Origin of the sequence: Dactylosporangium sp. CS-033363, assembly GCF_050942475.1 — a bacterium.
In the GTDB taxonomy this organism is placed as follows: domain Bacteria; phylum Actinomycetota; class Actinomycetes; order Mycobacteriales; family Micromonosporaceae; genus Dactylosporangium.
Genome location: NZ_CP192032.1, coordinates 3,659,941 through 3,680,739 on the forward strand (window position 1 = coordinate 3,659,941; position 20,799 = coordinate 3,680,739).

At 72.0% G+C, this 20,799-nt stretch carries 21 protein-coding genes; 12 read left to right on the forward strand and 9 right to left on the reverse strand.

What is annotated here, in order from left to right; all coding sequences use genetic code 11:
* Positions 1 to 24: 24 nt before the first annotated feature.
* Complete coding sequence (locus tag ACQPZ4_RS16940; RefSeq protein WP_433061609.1) at positions 25 to 1,461, forward strand: serine/threonine-protein kinase; 1,437 nt, start codon at positions 25 to 27, stop codon at positions 1,459 to 1,461.
* On the opposite strand, the gene ACQPZ4_RS16945 is transcribed toward ACQPZ4_RS16940, so the two are convergent.
* Complete coding sequence (locus ACQPZ4_RS16945) at positions 1,442 to 2,020, reverse strand: hypothetical protein (RefSeq protein ID WP_433061612.1); 579 nt, start codon at positions 2,018 to 2,020, stop codon at positions 1,442 to 1,444. The genes ACQPZ4_RS16940 and ACQPZ4_RS16945 overlap by 20 nt on opposite strands.
* Positions 2,021 to 2,153: 133 nt before the next feature.
* Complete coding sequence (locus ACQPZ4_RS16950) at positions 2,154 to 3,122, reverse strand: Lrp/AsnC family transcriptional regulator (RefSeq protein ID WP_433061614.1); 969 nt, start codon at positions 3,120 to 3,122, stop codon at positions 2,154 to 2,156.
* 84 nt (positions 3,123 to 3,206) lie between these two features.
* Here ACQPZ4_RS16950 and ACQPZ4_RS16955 point away from each other — a divergent pair, with 84 nt between their 5' ends.
* Positions 3,207 to 4,709, forward strand: coding sequence for an MFS transporter (locus ACQPZ4_RS16955; RefSeq protein ID WP_433061616.1), 1,503 nt, complete (start codon positions 3,207 to 3,209; stop codon positions 4,707 to 4,709).
* Positions 4,706 to 5,731 carry a carboxymuconolactone decarboxylase family protein gene (locus ACQPZ4_RS16960; RefSeq protein WP_433061619.1) on the forward strand — a complete coding sequence of 342 codons (1,026 nt, stop codon included), beginning with the start codon at positions 4,706 to 4,708 and terminating at the stop codon, positions 5,729 to 5,731. The genes ACQPZ4_RS16955 and ACQPZ4_RS16960 overlap by 4 nt, the downstream gene beginning before the upstream one ends.
* A 389-nt stretch (positions 5,732 to 6,120) precedes the next feature.
* On the opposite strand, the gene ACQPZ4_RS16965 is transcribed toward ACQPZ4_RS16960, so the two are convergent.
* The 3 genes from ACQPZ4_RS16965 to ACQPZ4_RS16975 all read right to left on the reverse strand — a co-directional run bounded on the left by ACQPZ4_RS16965 (position 6,121) and on the right by ACQPZ4_RS16975 (position 8,448).
* Positions 6,121 to 6,876, reverse strand: coding sequence for an SDR family oxidoreductase (locus ACQPZ4_RS16965; RefSeq protein WP_433061621.1), 756 nt, complete (start codon positions 6,874 to 6,876; stop codon positions 6,121 to 6,123).
* 164 nt (positions 6,877 to 7,040) lie between these two features.
* Positions 7,041 to 7,580, reverse strand: a complete 540-nt coding sequence (locus tag ACQPZ4_RS16970) for an NUDIX hydrolase (RefSeq protein ID WP_433061623.1) — start codon at positions 7,578 to 7,580, stop codon at positions 7,041 to 7,043.
* Positions 7,581 to 7,875: 295 nt separating this feature from the next.
* Entirely contained in the window at positions 7,876 to 8,448 is a 573-nt protein-coding gene (locus ACQPZ4_RS16975) for an NADPH-dependent F420 reductase (RefSeq protein WP_433061626.1), read from the reverse strand.
* Between the two features lie 65 nt (positions 8,449 to 8,513).
* Here ACQPZ4_RS16975 and ACQPZ4_RS16980 point away from each other — a divergent pair, with 65 nt between their 5' ends.
* From ACQPZ4_RS16980 to ACQPZ4_RS16990, 3 genes are all read left to right on the forward strand, one after another.
* On the forward strand, positions 8,514 to 8,897 hold the full coding sequence (locus ACQPZ4_RS16980; protein ID WP_433061628.1) for a winged helix-turn-helix transcriptional regulator: 384 nt from the start codon (positions 8,514 to 8,516) through the stop codon (positions 8,895 to 8,897).
* A gap of 113 nt (positions 8,898 to 9,010) precedes the next feature.
* Positions 9,011 to 10,396: a DUF1996 domain-containing protein gene (locus ACQPZ4_RS16985; protein WP_433061631.1), complete on the forward strand. Its 1,386-nt coding sequence runs from the start codon at positions 9,011 to 9,013 to the stop codon at positions 10,394 to 10,396.
* 62 nt (positions 10,397 to 10,458) lie between these two features.
* Entirely contained in the window at positions 10,459 to 11,868 is a 1,410-nt protein-coding gene (locus ACQPZ4_RS16990) for a glycosyltransferase family 2 protein (protein ID WP_433061634.1), read from the forward strand.
* On the opposite strand, the gene ACQPZ4_RS16995 is transcribed toward ACQPZ4_RS16990, so the two are convergent.
* Both ACQPZ4_RS16995 and ACQPZ4_RS17000 read right to left on the reverse strand, forming a co-directional pair.
* Positions 11,849 to 12,823 (reverse strand): glycoside hydrolase family 5 protein, encoded by a 975-nt coding sequence (locus tag ACQPZ4_RS16995; RefSeq protein WP_433061636.1) that lies wholly within the window; start codon positions 12,821 to 12,823, stop codon positions 11,849 to 11,851. The genes ACQPZ4_RS16990 and ACQPZ4_RS16995 overlap by 20 nt on opposite strands.
* A gap of 108 nt (positions 12,824 to 12,931) precedes the next feature.
* Positions 12,932 to 13,189, reverse strand: a complete 258-nt coding sequence (locus ACQPZ4_RS17000; protein ID WP_433061638.1) for a dihydrofolate reductase family protein — start codon at positions 13,187 to 13,189, stop codon at positions 12,932 to 12,934.
* 567 nt (positions 13,190 to 13,756) lie between these two features.
* Here ACQPZ4_RS17000 and ACQPZ4_RS17005 point away from each other — a divergent pair.
* Positions 13,757 to 14,986 (forward strand): EAL and HDOD domain-containing protein, encoded by a 1,230-nt coding sequence (locus ACQPZ4_RS17005; RefSeq protein ID WP_433061640.1) that lies wholly within the window; start codon positions 13,757 to 13,759, stop codon positions 14,984 to 14,986.
* Here the strand turns inward: ACQPZ4_RS17005 and ACQPZ4_RS17010 are convergent.
* Complete coding sequence (locus tag ACQPZ4_RS17010; RefSeq protein WP_433061642.1) at positions 14,983 to 15,465, reverse strand: hypothetical protein; 483 nt, start codon at positions 15,463 to 15,465, stop codon at positions 14,983 to 14,985. The two genes, ACQPZ4_RS17005 and ACQPZ4_RS17010, sit on opposite strands and share 4 nt — an antisense overlap.
* 201 nt (positions 15,466 to 15,666) lie before the next feature.
* Between ACQPZ4_RS17010 and ACQPZ4_RS17015 the strand changes: the two genes are divergently transcribed.
* From ACQPZ4_RS17015 to ACQPZ4_RS17035, 5 genes are read left to right on the forward strand one after another with little or no spacing between them, the layout of a single operon-like run.
* A complete protein-coding gene (locus tag ACQPZ4_RS17015; RefSeq protein ID WP_433061645.1) occupies positions 15,667 to 16,890 on the forward strand; it encodes an ABC transporter substrate-binding protein in 1,224 nt (407 codons plus the stop codon).
* 25 nt (positions 16,891 to 16,915) lie between these two features.
* Positions 16,916 to 17,791, forward strand: a complete 876-nt coding sequence (locus ACQPZ4_RS17020; protein ID WP_433061648.1) for a branched-chain amino acid ABC transporter permease — start codon at positions 16,916 to 16,918, stop codon at positions 17,789 to 17,791.
* Positions 17,788 to 18,738: a branched-chain amino acid ABC transporter permease gene (locus tag ACQPZ4_RS17025; RefSeq protein ID WP_433061651.1), complete on the forward strand. Its 951-nt coding sequence runs from the start codon at positions 17,788 to 17,790 to the stop codon at positions 18,736 to 18,738. The genes ACQPZ4_RS17020 and ACQPZ4_RS17025 overlap by 4 nt, the downstream gene beginning before the upstream one ends.
* Positions 18,731 to 19,534: an ABC transporter ATP-binding protein gene (locus ACQPZ4_RS17030; RefSeq protein ID WP_433061654.1), complete on the forward strand. Its 804-nt coding sequence runs from the start codon at positions 18,731 to 18,733 to the stop codon at positions 19,532 to 19,534. Before ACQPZ4_RS17025 ends, ACQPZ4_RS17030 begins: the two co-directional genes overlap by 8 nt.
* Positions 19,521 to 20,237, forward strand: coding sequence for an ABC transporter ATP-binding protein (locus ACQPZ4_RS17035; RefSeq protein ID WP_433061657.1), 717 nt, complete (start codon positions 19,521 to 19,523; stop codon positions 20,235 to 20,237). Before ACQPZ4_RS17030 ends, ACQPZ4_RS17035 begins: the two co-directional genes overlap by 14 nt.
* A 7-nt stretch (positions 20,238 to 20,244) precedes the next feature.
* Here the strand turns inward: ACQPZ4_RS17035 and ACQPZ4_RS17040 are convergent, their stop codons facing one another.
* Positions 20,245 to 20,667: a hypothetical protein gene (locus tag ACQPZ4_RS17040; RefSeq protein WP_433061659.1), complete on the reverse strand. Its 423-nt coding sequence runs from the start codon at positions 20,665 to 20,667 to the stop codon at positions 20,245 to 20,247.
* Positions 20,668 to 20,799: the final 132 nt, after the last annotated feature.

Genomic DNA, 20,799 nt, shown 5'->3' on the forward strand with positions numbered 1-20,799 from the left:
GTCCGCAGCGATGATAATGATGACGTGCCCAATCCCGAGAAGATCGGCCGGTACCGAATCCTACAGCGGGTGGGCTCGGGCGCCTTCGCGACCGTGTGGCTCGGTGCCGACGACACGCTCGACGCGCTGGTGGCCATCAAGGTCCTCGCCGACAACTGGGCCCACCATCCCGACATCCGGGCGCGATTCCTGCAGGAGGCCCGCATGATGCGCCGGGCCGACTCGCCGCGGATCGTGCGGATGCTCGACATCGACGAGCTGCCCGACGGGCGGCCGTACTTGGTCATGGCGTACGCCGCCGGCGGCACCCTCGCCGACCGGCTCGGCGAGGGGCCGCTGGCCGTGGAGCAGGCGCTGGCGGTGGGGGCCCAGATCGCCGAGGCGGTGGCCGAGCTGCACCGCATCGGCGTGCTGCACCGGGACCTCAAGCCCTCCAACGTGCTCTTCGACGAGGCCGACGGCGAGGAGCGGGTGCTCGTCACCGACCTGGGGCTGGCCAAGGCGCTGGCCCATGCGTCCGGGTTCACCGTGGTCGCCGGGACGCCGGGCTACATGTCGCCGGAGCAGGGGCGGCTGGGCAGCGCTCTGGACGTGCGCTCCGACGTGTACGCGATCGGCGCCGTGCTGTACCACATGCTGACCGGGCAGATGCCGCCCGCCCGCGACGGCAAGGAGCAGCCGCTGCGGCCGTCGCGGATCCGGCCCGGCATTCCGTCCGCCGTGGACAACCTGGTGACCCGGGCGACCCAGGCCGACCCGGCCCGGCGCTGGCCGTCCGCGGCAGCCGTCGCCGAGGCCCTGCACAGGCTCGCGAGTCCCGAGCCGCCGTCGTCGCGCCGCCGCTCGCGCCGGGCCCGCGTGGCGGCCGTTGCCGCCGGGACCGTCCTGGCGGCTGCCGCCACGGGGGGCGTGCTGCTGGTACGCGCCCACACCGGGACGGTCCGGGTGACCGACAAGACGGGCGGCCTGTCCGTCGCGGTGCCGGCGGCGTGGGCGAGCCAGCTGCGCGACGGCGGGTGGAATCCGGCCGCGCTCGGCCTGCCGGACGGCCACGCGCCGGGCCTGGTGGTCTCCAGTGACCTGTCGGCCTGGGCCGACCCGCACCGCGTGGTCCCGGGAGTCTTCGTCGGCGTCAGCCGTGCGCTGGCCACCGGCACGACGGAACCCGCCCTGCCGGAGCACACGGGCTGCTCCCGGGTGGCCGACCGGACCGTGACGGTGGACGGTGCCACGGCGCAGGTGCACCGCTGGGTCCACTGCGACGGGACGGCCACCGCCTTCGACGAGATCGTGTTCGTGCCGGCGCAGCGCGGGTTCGGCGTGTACGTGCAGATCCGCCAGACCGACGACCACGACCGCACCGACACGATCCTCGGCAGCCTGCGGGTCGGCACCTCCATGACCGTGCAGGCCGCCGGTACGACGCGGCAGCCGGCGCGGGTCACGACGTCGCCGCGGTGATCCCGGTGTTGTCGATGTGGAAGCCCTTGCCGTTCGCCGTGCAGGTGACGCCGGTCGAGGCCGACTCGCAGCGGAACGGCCCGACGCCGGTCGCCTGTCCGTAGGCGAGGGTCGGCGTGCCTTCGCCCGGGTTGCCGATGCACCCGCCCTGGGTGCAGGTCTTGTACGTGCCGGTGGCCTGAAGGGTCACCGAACGGGCCGGCGTGAACGTCTGGCAGTACGCCTCCGTGAGCCCCGCGTCCTGGTAATGGACCTCGCAGCTGATGTTCCCCGACGGGGAGAGGAACGCGCCGCCGGTCGAGCGCTCCATCGGCACGAACGTCGAGCCGGTCGGCGCCTTCGTGGTGGGAGCGGCCGCGGTGGTGGTGGCCGTGGTCGGTCCGGTGGATCCGGCCGGCGGGCCTCCGCTCGGGGCGGAGCCGCTCTGGGCAACGGCCGTCGCACCGGTGGAGGTCCGCCCGCCGGCCGGGGCGGCGTCGCCGGGCTGGGTGACCGGGCCGCACGCGGCGAGCAGCAGCAGCATGCCGGCGGCCGCACCGGCCAGTGTGATGTGACGCATGGGAGTCTCCTCAAGGCTCGTGCTTGGTTGGTCGGCATGTGTGATGCCGCCTTGACGGGCCTGGTTCGCGGGCGCGGGTCACGAAATGGTAACGAGCGGGCGGGCTCCCACCATGGCCCGCGACCGGGCGCGATCACGGTACGAGCAGGGTGCCCGCGCCCTTGAGGCGGCGGACGACCGGCGAGGTCTCCGCCCCGGTGACGCCCGGCAGCGCGCCGACGCCTTCGGCGAGATAGTCGTACAGCTCGTCGAGATCGCGGCAGATGACGGTCGCGGTGATGTTGGCCGGGCCGGTGATCGCCGCCGCGTAGGCGATCTGGGGGTGCGTGGCGAGGGCCCGGGTCACCGGGGTCAGAGCGGATGGCGTGACCGTGAGCCAGAGCAGGGCTTCGGCGTGGTAGCCGAACAGGGCGGGTTCGACGTCGACATCGAAGTACAAAATCCGGCTCTTCTGCAGTTCCTCGAGGCGTCGGCGGACCGTTGTCTCCGACCAGCCCGTGGCCCGCGCGAGGGTCGGGAAGTCGGCGCGGCCGTCCCGCGCCAGGGCCGTGAGCAGGGCATTGTCGGCCGGGGTGGGGGCAGCGGAGGCGGTGGCCGGCGGGGGCTCGGGGCGCAGGGCGGCGATCTCGCCGTCGGTGAGCGCGGCGGTGCGGCCCGGCCAGCCATCGAGTCCGGCCACGCCGCGCAGCACGCAGTAGGCGCTCACGGCGGTGACCTTGGGGGAGCGCGGCAGTTTTTGGAGCAGCAGTTCGCCCTCGTCGGCCTGGCGGCGGGTCCGGGTCACGCAGGAGATCTCGGTGCCGCCGGACATGATCAGCACCCAGGAGGTGTCGGCGCGCCGGGCGAGTGCGGTTGCGACGGGCAAGGCGGCGTCGGGTGTGCACCGCATGCGCACGAGCCAGTCGACGTGTCCCAGGGCCGCGGCGTGAGGCAGGCCGACGACTCGGAGCATACCCGTCGAGCGGAGGCGGCGGTAACGGCGCGCGACCGTGCGATCCGAGATCCCCAGCACCTCGCCGATGCGGCTGAACGGGGCGCGGGCGTCGACCTGCAGCGCGTGCGCGATGCGGCGGTCGAGGTCGTCGAGTGTGAGTGGATCCACCATTTCCACGGTACTGCGTGCCGGATAGCGCCGTGATCGGCCCGGCACGCGTCGCTTGCGCGGGCGCGGCGGCAGGCTCGGGGCATGCGCAAATGGTTGCCACTGCTCGCGGTCTCGCTGAGCACCCTCATGCTGCTGATCGACATCACGATCGTCAGCATCGCCGCTCCGGCCCTGGCCCGGGACCTGCACGCGTCGTTCGGCGCGCTGCAGTGGACCGTCGACCTGTACGTGCTCGTCCTCGCCGCGCTGCTCATGGTGGCCGGGTCGCTGGCCGACCGGATCGGGCATCGGCGGGTCTTCGTGGCCGGGCTGATCCTGTTCGCCATCGCGTCGCTGACCTGCGGGCTCGCCCCGAACGTGGGCGCTCTCATCGTGTCGCGGGGCGTGCAGGGGCTCGGCGCGGCCGCCATGTACGCCACGAACGCCGCCCTGCTCGGCCTCGCGTACCGGGGCCGGGACCGTTCGATCGCGTTCGGCGTCTGGGGCGCGGCGAACGGTGCGGCGGCCGCGGCGGGGCCGATCCTGGGCGGGCTGCTGACCGAGCACGTCAGCTGGCGCGCGATCTTCCTGGTGAACCTGCCGGTCGCGGCCGCGGCGCTGCTACTCGCCCGACACGTTAGCGCAGAGCGGGCCGGGCGCGCGGGCCGCCTCGACCTCCCCGGCGTCGCGAGTTTCACGGCGGCCGCGACATTGCTCGTGTACGGCCTGATCAGAGCCGGTGACGCCGGCTGGACCGACCGGCCGGCGGTCGGCGCGCTGGTGGCCGGCGGGTTCGCGATTCTCGTGTTCGTGCTCGTGGAGCGGGGCCGCCGCGAACCCATGCTCGACCTGCGGTTGTTCCGCCGGCCCGCGTTCAGTGTGCTCATGTTCGGTGCGGCCGCACTCACCGCATCCGCTTTCGCGGGGCTGGTGTTCGTGTCAGTGTGGGCGCAGTCGGTCCTGCGGCTCGACGCGATGGATGCCGGGCTGGTCCTCGCGCCGATGGCGGTGGTCGCGTTCGTCGTCGCGGGTGCGGGCGGGCGGCTGCTGCACGCGGTGCCGGCGCGGTACAGCATCGGCGTGGGCCTGCTGCTCGTCGGCGCCGGAGACGCGCTGTGCCTGCTGGTGGGCCCCGGCTCGGGCTGGTCCGCGGTGGTTCCCGGCCTCGCGGTGGTCGGCGTCGGCGTCGGGCTGAGCACGCCGGTGCTCGCGTCGGCGACCCTGGCCACGGTACCGCCGGATCGCGCCGGCATGGCCACCGGTGCCTCGAACACGTTCCGGCAGATGGGCTATGCGCTCGCCCTGCCCGTCTACGCGACCGTCCTGGCCACCGGAGCGGGCGACGTGCTGCACGGCGGCGCGTCGGCGGCCGCGTTCGCCGACGGCCTCGACCGGATCTTCGTCATCAGCGCGGCGATCGCGGTTGTCGGCGGACTTGCCGTGCTCGGGCTGCTGCGTACGACCCAGGGTGGACCCGAAACTGACGACCCTGGTCCGATGCGCGCTCCTGCGGCGAGTACGACCCAGGGTGTACGTGAAAGTGACGTCACTGGGTTGACGACGGCGGAGCCCGCGATTGGAAGGATTTCCTCATCACCGAGATGACCGAGGAGGTCCCGATGCCAACGCCGTACCGGTTCGTCACCCCGATCCCGAAGCGCGCCGCCACCGGCACGGTGGCCGCGGTGTACGCCGCGTCCGCCCGCGAGCTCGGGGCCCGCTTCGCCCCGCACCTCTCGCCCGCACCGGACCTGCACGCCGCACTGTGGGCGGTGCTGCGCGAGTCGCTCGTCGCCGGCACCGTCCCGCGGGCGCGCAAGGAGGCGGTCGCGGCGGCCGTGGCGGTGGCGAACCGGTGCCCGTTCTGCATCGACGCCCACGCCGCGATGCTGCACGCGACCGGCGAACACGACCTCGCGGGCGCGGTGGTGCGGGGCGAGGTGCCGGATCCGCTGGTCGCTTGGGCGAAGTCGACGCGGTCGGCGGAGCCGGAGCCGTGGCCGTTCCCGGCTTCCGAGGCGCCCGAGTTCGTGGGGACGGCGCTGGCGAATCACTTCATCAACCGGATGGTGGACGCGCTCCGGCCGGGCTCGCCGCTGCCGGGCGGGGCGCTGCGGTCGCCGTCGCGGCGGGCGGCCGGGCTGGCGCTGGCTCGGACGGTCAGGCGAAGCGTCGTGCCGGGGGAGAGCCTGGCGCTGCTGGGGTCCGGGCCGGTGCGGGTGCCGGTGCCGGTGCCTGCGTCGGCGGCGACGGCGGCCTGGGCGGGGGACGGGCCGGTCGGGGTGGCGTGGGCGGCGTTCGCGCGGGTGGCGGAGGCCGGCGGTGGGCTGCTCGGGGCGACGGCTCGGGCGGTGCTGCACGAGACGGTCGGGCGATGGCGGGGCGAGCATCCGGAGCTCGGCGGGTGGCCGGGGAGCGTGCTCGAGTCGGTGCCGGAGGACGAGCGGCCGGGGGCGCGGTTGGCGGTGCTGGCGGCGTTGGCACCGTACCGGTTGACGGAGAGCGCGGTGGCCGAGTGGCGGAGCACGGTCGGGCGGCGCGGGGACGAGGAGTTGGTGCGGGTGCTGGGTTATGGGGCGTTCGTTGCCGTCGAGCGGTTGGCCAGTCGGGTGGTGGTTGCCGTGTAGGGGGCGGGAGTGCGGCAGAGGGCAGGGGCTGTCGCTGACATCGGCCGGGGTGGCGGGCCGGGCCGGGGAGGGGCCGCGGGCCGTGTCGGGTCGGTGCCGCGGGCCGTGTCGGGGTCGCGGGCCGGGTCGGGTCGGGGTCGCGGGCCGCGGAGTAGGGCGGCGCGGGCGGAGGGGAGTCGGCGGGTCGGGGGCAGCGCGTAGGAACGTCGGAGGGCGGCGCGGGGTGAGGAGAGTCGGCGCGGCCGGGGACAGCATGGAGCGCCTGCCTGGGCGCGGCATCTCCGCGCACGGTGGGAGCCGCGCCGGACGCAGGTGGGTCCAATGTGGACACGAAGACGGCGCCGTGGGTGGAGGTGGGCTGACGGGCGGGTTGGAGGCGAGGTGGGGGCTCAGACGGTGAGGGCGGCGGCGTCCTCGGTGGCGAGCCACTGGTCGTAGGTGGGGCCCTCGATGCGGGCGCCGTCGGGCGGGAGGAGGGCGCCGGCCGGTACGCCGGACATCGACTGGGTGTCCGGGTCGACGGTCAGGTCCAGGCCGCGGCGGCTGACGAAGGCCTTGGCCATGTCGACCAGGTTGGCCTCCTGGGGGCCGGCCAGGTCGGCGACGCGGCCCCGCGGGCGGCTCTCGGCCAGCTCGACCAGGACCTGGGCGACGGTGCGGGCGGCGACCGGGCGGGACTGGACGTCGAAGACGCTGGCGTGCGAGTCCTGGCGGGTGATGGCCATGAGCTGGGCCGGCAGCTCGTGCAGCTGGGTCGCGCGCAGGATCGTGTGCGGGACCGGGCCGCGGGCGGCTGTGCGTTCCTGGTCGAGCTTGGCCTGGTAGTAGCCGAACGTCGTGCGGTCGACGCCGACGATGGACAGGGTCACGATGTGGCGGACACCGTCGCGGGCGCCGGACTGCTGCAGGGCGGCGGAGACCGCGGTGAAGAACTTCGATGCTGGCTCGCGCTCGATGGTGTCGGGGTTGGTGACGTCGACGATGACGTCGACGCCCCTCAGTGCCTCGTCGAGGCCGGCGCCGCCTCCCGCGACGTCGACGCCACGGGAGCGGCTCAGGACCACCACGTCGTGGCCGGCCTGCTTGGCGATGTCCACGACGTGGCGTCCGACCGTACCGGTGCCGCCTGCTACCGCGATCCGCATGTCGTCACGCTCCTCGAAGTCGGGTTCACGCCCCGGCTACCCGGCCGGTCGCGGGTGAACCAACTTCGGCAGCCGTCGACGTGTCACGCATGCCGGCCGGGATCGTGTGCGGGCCGGCCGCGGGCGCGATCGATCAGCCGGGCCGCCCGTACAGTCGCGTGACGCTATGAGGCCTGGAGCAGGCGCCCGACCCGGGAGATGGTCTCGCGCAGGTTCGGCTCCGTGGCCAGGTCCAGCGCCTCGGCGACCGTGAGCCAGCGCAGCGGGGCGTCGGGCTTCTCGGGGCGGGCCGCGTCCGGGGTGCCGGTGGACAGGACGAACCGCACGTCCGCGTGCTCGTGGGCCGGTTCGTCGCCCTTCGGCTTCACCGGTACCACGACCACGTGCACGATTCCCTCGCCGAACCGGGCGAGGTCCGCGAGGCCGGTCTCCTCCTCGCCCTCGCGCAGGGCCACGGCCACCGGGTCCGTCTCGCCCGGGTCGCCGTGGCCGCCGACCTGCAGCCACGACTCCTGGCGGGCGTGCCAGCGCAGCAGGACCCTTGCGGTCGGCGGGTGCACGATGAGGGCCGACGCGGTCACGTGCAGCGGCGTGTCCCGGGACCACACGTCGCCGCCGGAAGTGAGCAACTCGCGCAGGCGGTCGACGTCGGCGGACTCGGCGGGATCGGCGGGACGGTACGCGGAGACGAGGTCGGCAAGCACGATCGCCAAGCCTAGGCGGCGCATACGGCCGCGCGCGACCGCAAAACGCGACCGCAAAACGCGACCGCCAAGCGCGACCGCGAAACGCGACCGCCAAGCGCGACCGCGAAACGCGACCGCCAAGCGCGACCGCCAAGCGCGACCGCCAAGCGCGACCGCCAAGCGCGACCGCCAAGCGCGACCGCCAAGCGCGACCGCAAAACGCGACCGCCAAGCGCGACCGCAAAACGCGACCGCAAAACGCGACCGCAAAACGCGACCACAAAAGCAGCCCGCGGCGAGGAGCAAGCGAACGTCAGCGCTGCGCGGGCTCCGGGAAGATCCCGCGGACCGAGCCGCCCGCGAACCAGATGCCGATCGCCAAGGCAGTGGTCGCCTCCAGGTAGGGCGCGCGGGACAGGTCGCCGCACGAGGCCGGAACGCAGCCCATCGACGCGATCAGCGATGCGACCTGGTCGGCGGCGTGCGTGTCCGAGGCGCAGAACGGCACGGTCAGCGCGAGGTCGTCCGCGGTCCAGATGCTCGAGTGGACGACGTTGAACGCCTTCACCACCGACGCGTCCGGGGCCGCGGCGGCGATCTGCGCGGCGATCGAGGAACCCGGTGGCACGGTGAGCATCGGGCCGGACGGGCCCGGGGCGATCGGGTTGGTGCAGTCCAGCACGATCCGGCCGGCCAGGAGGTCGGCGAGCTCCGCGGCCAGGACCGGTGCGGCCGGTGCGGGTACCGCGAAGAGGACGAGGTCGCCGTGCTTCGCGGCTTCGGGCAGGGAGCCGCGGCCGCGGATGAGGACGTCGTGGCCCGCGCGGGTCCAGGCGGCGCCGAGGGCGGTGGCCATGTTGCCGGTACCGATGATGCCTATCTTCATGCGGAGAACGCTAGGAGCGCCGATGCACACCGCGCGGTGTCCGTCGGGCGGGGGAGAATCGGGGGATGGAGCCGCACGAGGACGAGTTCAGCGCCGACTGCCAGGCCCGGATCGCGTTCGAGGTGCTCGCGAACCGGTGGGACAGCGTTGTCGTGTTCACGCTCGGGGCCTACGGGCCGATGCGGCCGTCCGCGCTCACCGCACGGATCGGCGGGATCAAGGCGAAGGTCCTCAACGATGCGTTGCGGCGCTTGGAGTACAACGGCCTCGTCGTAAGAACGTCCTTCGCGGAAGCGCCGCCGCGGGTCGACTATGCGCTCACCGAAGCGGGGCAGGCGCTGCTGGAACCGATGCGCGCCATGGGGCAGTGGGCGCTGCGCTACGGAGACGACGTTCTCGCCGCCCAGGAACGAAGCGATCGTGGGAGAGCGCTCTCCGATTCTCTGTAGTTATTGACACGGGTCTACCCAGCGGTTCACAGTGGGAACCTCAGAGAGCGCTCTCTGGCAAGATCGACCGGACTCCGCCCCCGGTTGACCCGCCAAACCCCGGAGGATGCTTCATGCCCCGACCCGCACGCGCGGGCCGATCACGGCTGCGCACGATCACGTTCGGCGCCGCCGCCACCGCGCTCGTCGCCACGTTCATCACGGGCCTCGCGCTGCGTTCCGCTGACGCTGCCGAGACTCCCATTTCGCAGGGCAAGCCCGCGACCGCCTCGTCGAGCGAGAACGGCGGGTCCGCCGCCGCCAACGCCGTCGACGGCAACGCCGGCACCCGCTGGTCCAGCGCCTTCAGCGACCCGCAGTGGCTGCAGGTGGACCTGGGCTCGAGCGCCACCATCACCAAGGTGGTGCTCAACTGGGAGGCCGCTTACGCCAAGGACTTCACCATCCAGACCTCGGCCGACGGCGCCGCCTGGACCACCATCAACACGACGGTCAACGGGACCGGCGGCACCCAGACGCTGAACGTGAGCGGTTCCGGCCGCTACGTGAAGCTCAACACCACCAAGCGCGCCACCCAGTACGGCGTGTCGCTGTGGGAGTTCCAGGTCTTCGGCACCGGCGGCACCACCACGCCGCCGAGCAGCGGGGCCGGCTGGGTGAACATGGACATGAACAAGTGGAACGCGCAGGTGGCCGCGTTCAACGCGCTGCCGACGCACCCGTACCCGGCCAACGCCGTGCGGGTGTCGGAGTTCAACGCCGCCTGCACGTACGACCACTCGTTCAAGGACGACCCGATCGTGTTCCCGGGGCTGGCCGGTGCGTCGCACATGCACAGCTTCCTGGGCAACAAGAGCGCCAACGCCAACTCGACGACCGAGTCGCTGCTGGCCTACACCCAGACCAGCTGCGGGCCGGCCAACGACCTGTCGGCGTACTGGATCCCGACCCTGTACGAGAACGGCGTGGCCGTCGAGCCCAGTGGCGTGACCGTGTACTACGGTTCCCGCCTGCCGGACCCGAGCGTCACGATGCCGTTCCCGCAGGGCCTGCGGATCATCTCGGGTGACGCCAAGCTGCAGACGGCCACCCCGGCCGGTTCGCCCAACCAGTTCTGGTGCGCCGGGGCCGGCGGCGAGATCGGCCGCAGCGCGGACGGCAACTGGCCGCGGTGCGCCCAGACGGCGTACCTCAACTACCAGTTGGTCTTCCCGGACTGCTGGGACGGCGTCCACCTGGACAGCCCGGACCACAAGTCGCACATGGGCAACGCCGTCAACGGCAAGTGCCAGGGTCAGTACCCGGTCGCGGTCCCGAACATCTCGTTCGTGATCGCGTACCCGACCCACGGCTCCACCGCCGGCTTCACCCTGGCGTCGGGCATGGCCTCGTCGATCCACGGGGACTCGTTCCTGGCGTGGGACAACACGGCCATGGGCCAGCGCGTCAAGGACTGCATCCGGCAGAAGGCCAAGTGCAACACCGCGGGTCAGTTCTGACGTTTTGAGACGGGGGTGTGCCGGAAGGCATACCCCCGTGTTTTCCCGGGTAGCTGCGTTCGGTGGGAGCCTCGCAGCGCCGGCTTGCCCGCTGGCGGCCCGCCTACCTGCCCCTGGTGCTGGCGTACCTCATCATCGTGGTGAGCGAGACCTGGCTCACCCAGCCCCATCCCGGCATGCTCGGCTGGCCGCTGACGGTGCTCTGGACATGGCCGATCTTCACCACGCTCACCGGCATCTTCGGCCTGAGCCGCACCCGCAAGCGCCTGCGCGCGGCGGCGGAGCGGTGGCACGGGCAGGAGCCACCGCGCTCCGGCGAGCTGCTGATCGTGGTGGTACCCACGGTCGGCCGCGACGATACGCATCCGGCGCTGGAGCGATCCGTCCACTCGTACACGAGCTGGCTTCCGCCGTGTTTTCCGAACGTGCGCGTCGACATCGTGGTGGACGAGGGCTGCGAGGCGGAGGCGCGGATCAAGCAGCTGGCCGCCGACAGCGATCGGGTGCGGGTGGTCGCCGTCCCGTCGGACTATGCCACCCCCAACGGCACCCGGTTCAAGGCCCGGGCCGCGCACTACGCGCACGAGCTGCGCGTCCGCGAGGGGGAGGCGCGCGACAACGTCTGGGTGCTGCACATGGACGACGACACCGGCGTCGGCCCGGACACCGCCCTCGCGATGGCCTGGTTCATCGAGGAGCAGCGGGTCGCCGGCCCGGACGCCAAGCACCTGGCCCAGGGCATCCTGACCTATCCGCGCGAGTACGCCGTCAACCGGCTCACCTGGCTCGCCGACTCGGCCCGCCCGGCCGAGGACGTCGGGCGGTTCTCGGCCTGGACCGGCAGCGGCACCCCGCGCGCGGGCGTGCACGGCGAGCTGCTGCTGGTGCGGGCCTCCATCGAGGCCACCATCGGCTGGGACTTCGGGCCCCGCAGCCTGGTCGAGGACGCCCAGTTCGCGCTCATCTTCAGCGAGCGCTATCCGGGCCGCAGCGCCTGGTTCGGCGGCCGCTGCTACGGGGCGTCCCCGGCCAGCATGCGCGACTTCTTCCGGCAGCGCGAGCGCTGGTCGTGGGGGCTGGCCGCGCTGGTGTTCAACCGGTCGCTGCCCCTGCGCAACCGGGTGCTGCTGGGCTACTCCGTGCTGTCGTGGGTCATCGGACCCCTGCAGAACGTCGCCGTTGTACTGCTTGTCGGCCTCCTGATCGCCGATCCCAACACGTCGCCGACGACCGTGCTCATCATTCCGCTCTGGGCGGTGAACATGGCCTATGTCGTGTGGATGTACTGGGAGGGCCTGCGGGTCAACGCCGGCGTCTCGGCGGACGGGCGGCGCCGCTGGTGGGAGCCGGTCGCCGTGATCGCGCTGATACCCGTCTTCGGCCTCATGGAGGGCCTGCCGGGGCTGCGCGGGTTCGTCAAGTTCGCCCGCCGTACGCCGAACCGCTTCATGGTCATTGCGAAGCCTTCGTGAACACGGCGGCCTCCTTGGCGCTCGCCCGGATGCCGGCGAAGAGGCGCCGGCCCCACTCGGTGAGGCGGGCGGGGTCGAACCCGTCCGCCGCGTCGAGGTACTCGACACCCTGGCCGTTGCCGCTCCACGACCACCCCAGGTAGCCGATCCCGCGCGCGTCGGCCTCGCGCATGATCGTGTCCGCGGCGACCGGCCCGTCGGTGTGCTGCCAGCCGAACTCGCCGACGACGAGCGGCAGGTTGTTGCGCTTGAACGCGTCGAAGTACTCGGTCACCTTGTCCGGGGTGCCGTACACGCCGTACATGTGCACGGAGAACACGACGTTGTGCTCGGGGTCGCGGGCCAGCACGGCCGGGGCCCCGTCGCGCATGCCGCCGGACCAGTCCTGGCCCCAGTTCGGCCCGTCGACCATGAGCAGGTGGTGCAGGCCGGCCGCGCGCAACCTGGCGACGGCCGCGCTCGTGTCCCCGGTCCAGCCGGAGGTGTCGCCGTTGCCGTACGGCTCGTTCCCCAGGTTGATCACCACGAAGTCCTCGTGCCCGGCGAGCACCGGCTTCAGCCCGGTCCAGAAGTCCGCCGCGCGGTCGAGGGTGACCGCGCCCTCCCGGTCGCCGTAGCCCGTCGTGTCGTGGTTCTCCAGCACGCAGATCAGCCGGTCCGCCTTGCACTGCTCGACGATCCGGGCCACCTCGCCGGCCGACGTGTCGCCGGTGAGCACCACGCGCACGGTGTTGGCGCCGAGCCGCTTGATGTCGGTGAACGCGCGGCCCTGGTCCTTGAACCAGGCGTACGCGTGGCTGATCCCCCGCATGACGAACGGCTCGCCGCCGCCCTCCACGACGTCCGTCCCCTTGACGTGCAGCCCGCCGGTCGGCGCCGGGGCGGACACGGGCCGGGCGGTGGACGGCCGGTGCTTGAGGAACCCGAACACCAGCAGCACGGAGAGTACGGACACGACTGCGAGGATAGGAATGGCTCGGCGCATCCGGACGAGCGTGCCAGCGCGATCACCCGCACCCCCACCCTGCTGGCCGGAATGCCGCCCGCGCACAACGCTCGACCGCTACTCGGGGCGCCGTGCGTAGCGCAGGATGACGGCTCCGCTCGCGAAGGTCTCGGCGTCGTCCAGCGCGAACGGCAGCGGCCCGTACCGCCCGGCAAACAGCGGAAGGCCCGCCCCCACCACGACGGGGTACTGCTTGACGACGAGCTCATCGATCTCCGGCAGCAGCGCCGCCGCGAGCCGCCCGCCCCCACACAGCCAGATCCCGAGCCCGTCCTGCCGCTTGAGCTCGCGGACCAGCGCGAGGGAATCGCGCACCCCGCCGGGCAGCGTGGTGGAGACGACGTGCTCCCATGACGACGGTGCCGAACCGCCGGTTCGGCGCGTCGATCCCGAGCTGCGCCCGGACGTGGGTCGGCAGCGTCTCCGGCCCGGCGGACCGCGCGAAGCTCACGTCGCTCATGCGCGACCTGGTGGACCGCCTGTCCGCGTTCCCGAGCGGCTACCTGGCCCTGCGGTCGGTGCTGACAGAGATGGTCGGGGCGGACCTCGCTGCTCGTGGGCCGATAAGTCGGGCGCTGACGCGCCGCGACTTATCGGATTTATCCCTCGTCAGGCGAAAAATCGGTCATGTCCGAATCGAGCGACCGTGGTCAGAAAAAGCCGCAAGTCAGACTTATCGCCCGTCAGGCGAAAAATCCGATAAGTCGCGGCGCGGAGCGCCCGACTTATCGAGATCCAAATTGCGCGGGACAAGAGCGCCGATGCCGATAGGTCAGACAAGTCGCCGCAACCGGGCGGCAACCGGCCCGGCAGCCACCCTGCAACCAGCGACGCCGAGGCTGGAGCAACATCTCCTTCGGCGGCGTTCTGACAGGGCGGGACATGGGGCACCCACACGCGCGCACCACCACCGAACCGGCCTCGCCCGACGTCGTCGTCGGCCGGCAGGCGATCTACGACACCGCCGGCACCGTGTTCGGCTACGAGCTGCTGTTCCGCTCCGGCCCCGAGGCCGTCGAGGCCAGCCGCAGCGGCGCCGCCGCCACCAGTCAGGTCATCGTCAGCGCGTTCACCGCGTTCGACTTCGACGAGCTGACCGGCGGGCTGCCCGGGTTCGTGAACCTCACCGACGACTTCCTGCGCGGCGACCTGCCCGTGCCGCTGGTGCCCGGGCGGGTCGTGCTCGAGGTCCTCGAGACGGTGCAGGTCGACGATCGGGTGGTCGACGGGGTCGGGGCCCTGGCCGCGGCCGGGTACGCCATCGCGCTCGACGACTTCGTGCCCGGCTCCGAGCACGAGCGGCTGCTGCCGGTCGCGAGCTACGTGAAGATCGACTTTCTCGGGCTCGACGCGGCCGGGCGGGCGATCGTCCACAGCCTGCGCGAGCGGCACCCGCACCTCAGGTTCGTCGCCGAGCGGCTGGAGACGGAGCCGGACATCGCCGAGGCGCGCCGGCTGGGGTACGAGCTGTTCCAGGGGTACGCGCTGGACCGCCCGGTCGTCGCCAGCACCCGCAGCCTGAGCGCCTCGCGGATGCGCTGCATCCAGTTGCTCGGGGAGTTCATGGAGGCCGAGAGCGACGTACCGGCGATCGTGGCGCACGTGTCGGCCGACCCGGCGCTGAGCTACCGGCTGTTGCGCGCGGCCAACTGTGCGTGGAACGGCTCGGCCCGCAAGGTGTCCACGGTGCACGGCGCGGTGATGCTGCTCGGCATCGCCCAGGTCCGCGACTGGGTCCTGCTCATGCTGGTCGGCGACCTGACCCTGGCCGGCGACGAGCGGATGGCCGACGCGCTGATCCGCGCCCAGTTGTGCCGGCTCGTCGCCGAGCAGGCGGGGCAGGCCGGCGACGAGGCGTTCGTGGTCGGTCTGCTCTCGTCGGTCGCGGAGTTGATCGGGCAGGCACCGGCAGTACTGTCGCAGCAGTTGCCCTTGAGTGACGCCACCCGGTCGGCCCTCGCCGACGGGTCCGGCCCGCTCGGCCCGACGTATTCGGCCGTGAACGCCTATCTGCACGGCACCCCGGCGCCCGTGAGCGCCGGGGACCTGGTCACGTCCTATCTGCAGGCCGTGCGCTGGGCCACGGAGACCGTCCGGCGCATCGGCGACTAGTAGTCCACGACCAGGCGGCCGTCGTCGAAGGTCACGCCCTTGATCGGGGTGCCGGGCGGCAGGTCGCGCAGCTGGTCGTGCAGCTGGCCGGCGACGTTCACGCCGACCACGAAGTCGATGACGTCGACGTTGTCCGGGTCGAGGGCGCCGCCCAGCGCCGGCGGGTGGGTGAAGTCGTAGACCTGCTCGTCGTCCGGGGTCAGGCCGCGCCGGGCCAGCTCGGCGGCGAGGCCGGCGAGGAGGTACCGCTGCTGCCCCTCCTCGGTGTTGAGCTCGGCCGAGAGCGCCTCCATGCTGGGCCACCGCAGCGTGCACTCGCCGCCGACGGTGTCCAGCCACCAGATGCCGTCCGGCCCGCGCAGGAAGACGTCGCCGAAGAGCGAGGCGAACGCGGGTTCCTTGCCCGCCAGATCGGCCCACTGCCACGACTCCAGCGCCCCGGCGAAACGGTCACCGGGGAAGGTTTTGATCAGCATCATGCCGCAGTTGTACAGCACCGTCGATGGGCTGCTCAGGGCGGCCGGACCTTCACGGTTCTGTTACGTCCAGGTGTCCGGCGTGTCCTTGACACGCTCGTCGGCCCTCGCCAAGATGTAAAAACCAAGCGCTTGTTAGGTTTTGAATCGAGCGGACAATACGGCCCAAGGCTGACGATTCGTACAATTCCGACAGGGGTACACATGGGCGTTTTAGCGACGAGGTCTCGTCGGATCGTCACCTGCCTCGCGGTCGCCACGCTGGCGCTGGCCGGCTGCGGCAACAAGGCCGGCGACGAGAAGCCGAGCAACGGCACGGCAACCGGCGAACCGATCATCATCGGTATGGACGAGGACAGCACGGGTTCCGGCGCCGCGTACAGCGTGATCGCCGGCAAGACGATCCGCCTCGCCATCCAGGACATCAACGACAAGGGCGGCGTCCTCGGCCGGCCGATCAAGCTCGTCGTGGAGAACGACGAGTCCGACCCGACGAAGGTGCCGGCGACGCTGCAGAAGCTCGCCAGCCAGGGTGCCAAGGCGCTGTTCCTGCAGAGCGGCAGCGCGGCCATCCTGCAGGCGAAGTCGACGCTGACCCAGCTCGGCCTCCCGGCGATCGCCCCGACCGGCGTGACCGCCACGCTCGTCACGCCGCCGGACAACGAGCTCATCTACATGCTGGCCAACACCACCAACGACTGGGCCCAGGTGTACTGCGGCGCGTTCGCGGCGGCCGGCATCAAGAAGATCGGCGTGCTGACCGACGACACCACCACGATCGCCGCGCTCGACAAGGCCCTGTTCGCGCAGATGACCTGCGTGCAGTTCGTGGCCACGGAGAAGGGCGCGGCCAACGCCAGTGACCTGTCGGCCCAGGTGGCCCGGCTCAAGAACGCCGCCCCGGACGCGATCCTGGTGACGAGCGTCGGCGGCGCGTTCGAGGTGCTCGCCCAGAACACCCTCGGCACCCAGATGGCCGGCACCAAGCGCTTCTCGCTCGCCTCGATCGGCAACCAGCCCTCCTCGTGGAAGCTGGCCTCCCCGGGTGCGCTCAACGGGCTCATCTTCATGGGCTCCATCAACACCGCGAACCCGCGCACCCAGGAACTGATCAAGCTGCTGCAGGCCAAGAACGGCAAGGACTACGACATCACCGCGTACGACGCTCAGGCGTGGGACGCCGTGCACGTGCTCAAGCAGGCCATCGAGAAGGCCGGCGGGGTCGACGACCCGAAGAAGCTCAACGCGGCGATCCAGAGCATCCAGGGCTACCCGGCCACGTTCGGCCAGAGCAACTTCACGCTCAGCTTCAGCGCCGACAAGCACCTGGGCGCGGACGGTGCGTGCGGTCTGTCCCTGGTGGAATTCGGCTCGGACAACAAGCCGAAGGGTCCCTGGGCGACCTTCCAGCCTCCGTGTAAGAAGTAACTCCACCCAGGCAAGGAGAGACGTCGTGGGCCAGTTGCAGCTGTGGTTGTCCGCGCTGGAGATGGGAAGCTTCTTCGGCCTGCTCGCGCTGGCCTACTACCTGGTGCTGGTCGGGGCGGGGTTCTTCAACTTCGCCATCGGCCCGTACGCGATGGTCGGCGGCCTCTGCGCGTCCTACCTCGTGCTCTACGAGGACATGAACGTCTGGGCCGCCGCCGGGATCGCCGTGCTCGCGTCCGCCGCGCTCGCGGTGTTCACCGAGGTCGCGGTGGTCCGGCAGGTGCAGAAACGCTCCGGCCGGGGCGAGCTGCCGGCGCTGGTCGCGGTCGCCGCGATCATGTTCGCCATCCAGCAGCTCGCCGGGTACCTCTTCGGGTACACCACCCTGCCGGGCCAGGCGCTGTTCACCTTCGACCCGGTGACCGTCGGCGACACCGTCGTCCAGCCCAGCACGATCGTGCTGCTCGGCTTCACCGTCGTCGCGTTCGCGGCGGCCGCCCTGTGGATCCGGTACACCCGGACCGGGCGGCTGCTGCGGGCGGTCGGCGACAGCACGCACGCGGCGGGCCTGCTCGGCCTGCCGGTGAACCGGGTGCGGCTCATCGCCTTCATCATCTCCGGGCTGCTGGCCGGCATCACCGGCCTGCTGTTCGCCCCCAAGGCCGGGGTCAGCTCGCTGTCCGGGCTGAGCTGGGCGCTGTCGAGCTTCCTGGCCATGGTCATCGGCGGCACCGGCTCGGTCTGGGCCCCGCTCGTCGGCGGCCTGCTGCTCGGCCTGGTCGAGGTGTTCGTGCCGTACTACTTCGGCGGCCAGTCGCACGTCTACGGGCTGCTGCTCGTCGCCCTGCTGTTCTTCGCCTTCAAACCCAGCGGCCTGTTCGTGCGGAGGATCCGAACATGAAACGCGTTCCCGGTTCCTTCGGGCTGGTGCTCGGTGTCGTCGGCGCCGTGCTGATCCTGCTGTGGGTCGGCGCAGACGGCTACAAGCAGACCCTCGTCACCACCACGGCCACCTACGCGCTCATCGCGCTGGGCATGTACGTGCCGTACCTGATGGCGGGCTCCCTCTCGATGGCCTACGGCGCCTATGCGGGCATCGGGGGGTACGCCGTGGGGCTGCTGTCCTCGCGCACCGGCCTGCCGCTGATCCTGGCCTGGATCGCCGGCCCGATTGTGGCCGCGGTCGTGGCGGTGCTGCTCGGGCTGGCCACCCGCCGGCTGTCCGGGTTCTTCCTGGCCGCCGTCACCCTGCTGTTCGGGATGGCCTTCACCGCGCTGCTCGTCGACGCCGAGGGCCTCTCCGGCGGCTCCGGCGGCCTGGGCTCGCTGCGCAAGCTCAACATCCTCGGCTGGGAGCCCTCGCACTACCAGATCGTGGTGGGCTCGCTGCTCGTCGTGTGCGTCATCGCGTTCCTGCTCGACCGGCTGCGGATGTCGCCGTGGGGCGTCATCGTGCGCACCATGCGCGACGCGCCCCGCGCCGTCGAGGCGGCCGGCGTGCGGGTCTCGGTGATGAACCTGGTGTCGCTGGCCATCGGCGCGGCCATCGCGGCCGTCGGCGGCGGGCTGTTCACCTACTCGGCCGGCAGCGTCACCCCGGACACGTTCACGCTGAACCTGGTGTTCCTGGCCATCTTCATGCCCCTCATCGGCGGCTCGGGGACCCCGTGGGGCGCGGTGCTCGGCGCCGTCATCGCCGTCGAGCTGACGCTGAACTTTCCGGCCGTGGAGACCAGCGGCACGCTGATCCTCGCGCTCGGGGTGCTCGTGATCCTGCTGCTCGCGCCGCAGGGCGTGATCGGCTACGCCACCAAGCTGGCCCGACTCGTGGGGGGAAGACGTGGCTGACACCTTGCTCGTCGGGACGGGGCTGACCAAGCGGTACGGCGGCGTCACCGCCCTGCAGGACGTGTCGTTCGAGCTGCGGGCGGGCGAGATCCTGGGCCTGGTCGGGCCGAACGGCGCCGGCAAGACGACGCTCGTCGACCTGATCTCCGGTGCCCAGTCCGCCACCGAGGGCGAGCTCGCCCTGCGCGGGCAGCGGCTCGCCGGACCGGCCGCGCGCCGGGCCAAGGCGGGGCTGGCGCGGACGTTCCAGTACCCGCAGCTGGCCCTGGAACTCACCGTGGCCGAGAACCTGCTGCTGGGCCGGGCCGCCCGCCGCCACGGCACCGCCTGGCAGATGATCGCGGGCAGCTTCGCCGGTGCGTTCCGGCCGTACCGCCCGGCCGACGCCGAGGCGGTGCGGAAGCTCGCCGACGAGCTCGGCATCGACCGCCTCGACCGCCCGGCCGGCGACCTCTCGCTGGGCGAGCAGCGCCTGGTCGAGGTCGGCCGCGCGCTGGGCCAGGACCCGCTGGTCCTGCTGCTCGACGAGCCGTTCGCCGGCTCCGACGCGGACGGCGTGCACGGCATCTCCGAGGTGGTGCGCACCGTCCAGCGCCGCGGCCACGCCGTCATCCTGGTGGACCACAACGTCGACCTGGTCGCCGGGCTGGTCGACCGGATCATGCTGCTCGACCGCGGCCGGGCGGTGTTCGACGGCGCACCGCAGGAATGCCTGGCCAGCCCGGAAATGCAGCAGGTGTACTTCGGTGTGGTCGAAGAGCCCGACGAGGAGGACGCCCCGCATGCCGTCTCATGAACTGCGCCTCGAAGGCCTGACGGTCCGCTACGGCCACGCCAGCGCCGTCAAGGCCCTCGACCTGACCGCGCCGGGCGGCCAGGTCACCGCGCTGGTCGGCCCGAACGGTGCGGGCAAGAGCAGCGCGCTGCTGGCCGCCTACGGCTCGGTCGGCTCCACCGGCAAGGTGTTCCTCGACGGCGAGGACGTGAGCCGGCTCAAGCCCGCCGCACGTGCCCGGGCCGGCATCGCCGTCGTTCCGCAGGGCCGCCAGCTCTTCCCGAAGCTCAACGTGGCCGACAACCTAATGGTCATGGCCGAGCTGCTGCGGCTGCCCCGCTCGGCCGTGGACACCGCCATCGACCGGTTCCCGATCCTGCGGACCCGGCTGCGCAGCCTCGTGGGCGTGCTGTCGGGCGGCGAGCAGCAGATGCTCGTGGTGTCCAGGGCCCTGATGGGCTCCCCGCGGGTCCTGCTGCTGGACGAGATGATGACGGGCCTCGCCCCGCTCATCGTCCAGGAGCTGCTGCGCACGGTGACGCAGCTGGCCCGCGACGGGGTGGCGGTGCTCATGGCCGAACCGGCCCTGGGCGCGGTGCGCGGTGCCGTTGACCGCGGCTACGTCCTGGTCCGCGGCGAGACCGTGGCCGTGTGCGAGGACGGCGGCCGGGCGCTCGACGCGGAGTACCAGGCCAGGATGGGTGTCCTCAAGAGCGCCGTCTGATCGTCGTTTACTGGAGCCGCATGCGCCGGCGGCCGAACTTGTAGAGCAGGCCGCCCACGCCGGTGAGCGCGATGCCGCCGACGACCATGCCGGTGAGCGTGCCGCTGGTGGCGCCGCCGGTGACGGGCAGCGAGGTCGCGGTGACCGAGGCCGCGGGCGACGTCGTCGGCGGCTTGGACGGCGACTTCGAGGGCGACTTCGACGGCGAGGGCGACTTCGAGTGCGTCCGCGTCGGCGAGGGCGACGGCGACTTGGTGTGGCGATCCCACGTCTTCGTCGGCTTGGGCTGCCAGCCCTCGTCCGCGGGATCGGTGGTGGTGTTGGTGGCGGGCGTGACGCCGGACCAGCTCGGCAGCACCGCCGGTCCGGCGATCAGCAGAGCGATCCCGACGCCGGCGAGCACGAACACGCGGACAGCGAGCCGCGACATGAAGCCTCCCAATGGCTTGATGGCAAGAACACGGGAAGCTAAGCGCCACGCCTGGTGATGAGGGCCTCACATTGGGGGGCGAGTTGTCCGTTGCCTATCCCTCACCCACGTCTATCCTCAAACTTGAACACG

Coding starts and splice junctions, on each gene's coding strand:
- ACQPZ4_RS16945 (WP_433061612.1), bottom strand. CDS start 2,020: ATGCGTCACATCACACTGGCCGGTGCGGCCGCCGGCATGCTGCTGCTG.
- ACQPZ4_RS16955 (WP_433061616.1), top strand. CDS start 3,207: ATGCGCAAATGGTTGCCACTGCTCGCGGTCTCGCTGAGCACCCTCATG.
- ACQPZ4_RS16960 (WP_433061619.1), top strand. CDS start 4,706: ATGACCGAGGAGGTCCCGATGCCAACGCCGTACCGGTTCGTCACCCCG.
- ACQPZ4_RS16965 (WP_433061621.1), bottom strand. CDS start 6,876: ATGCGGATCGCGGTAGCAGGCGGCACCGGTACGGTCGGACGCCACGTC.
- ACQPZ4_RS16975 (WP_433061626.1), bottom strand. CDS start 8,448: ATGAAGATAGGCATCATCGGTACCGGCAACATGGCCACCGCCCTCGGC.
- ACQPZ4_RS16980 (WP_433061628.1), top strand. CDS start 8,514: ATGGAGCCGCACGAGGACGAGTTCAGCGCCGACTGCCAGGCCCGGATC.
- ACQPZ4_RS16985 (WP_433061631.1), top strand. CDS start 9,011: ATGCCCCGACCCGCACGCGCGGGCCGATCACGGCTGCGCACGATCACG.
- ACQPZ4_RS17005 (WP_433061640.1), top strand. CDS start 13,757: ATGGGGCACCCACACGCGCGCACCACCACCGAACCGGCCTCGCCCGAC.
- ACQPZ4_RS17010 (WP_433061642.1), bottom strand. CDS start 15,465: ATGATGCTGATCAAAACCTTCCCCGGTGACCGTTTCGCCGGGGCGCTG.
- ACQPZ4_RS17015 (WP_433061645.1), top strand. CDS start 15,667: ATGGGCGTTTTAGCGACGAGGTCTCGTCGGATCGTCACCTGCCTCGCG.
- ACQPZ4_RS17025 (WP_433061651.1), top strand. CDS start 17,788: ATGAAACGCGTTCCCGGTTCCTTCGGGCTGGTGCTCGGTGTCGTCGGC.
- ACQPZ4_RS17035 (WP_433061657.1), top strand. CDS start 19,521: ATGCCGTCTCATGAACTGCGCCTCGAAGGCCTGACGGTCCGCTACGGC.
- ACQPZ4_RS17040 (WP_433061659.1), bottom strand. CDS start 20,667: ATGTCGCGGCTCGCTGTCCGCGTGTTCGTGCTCGCCGGCGTCGGGATC.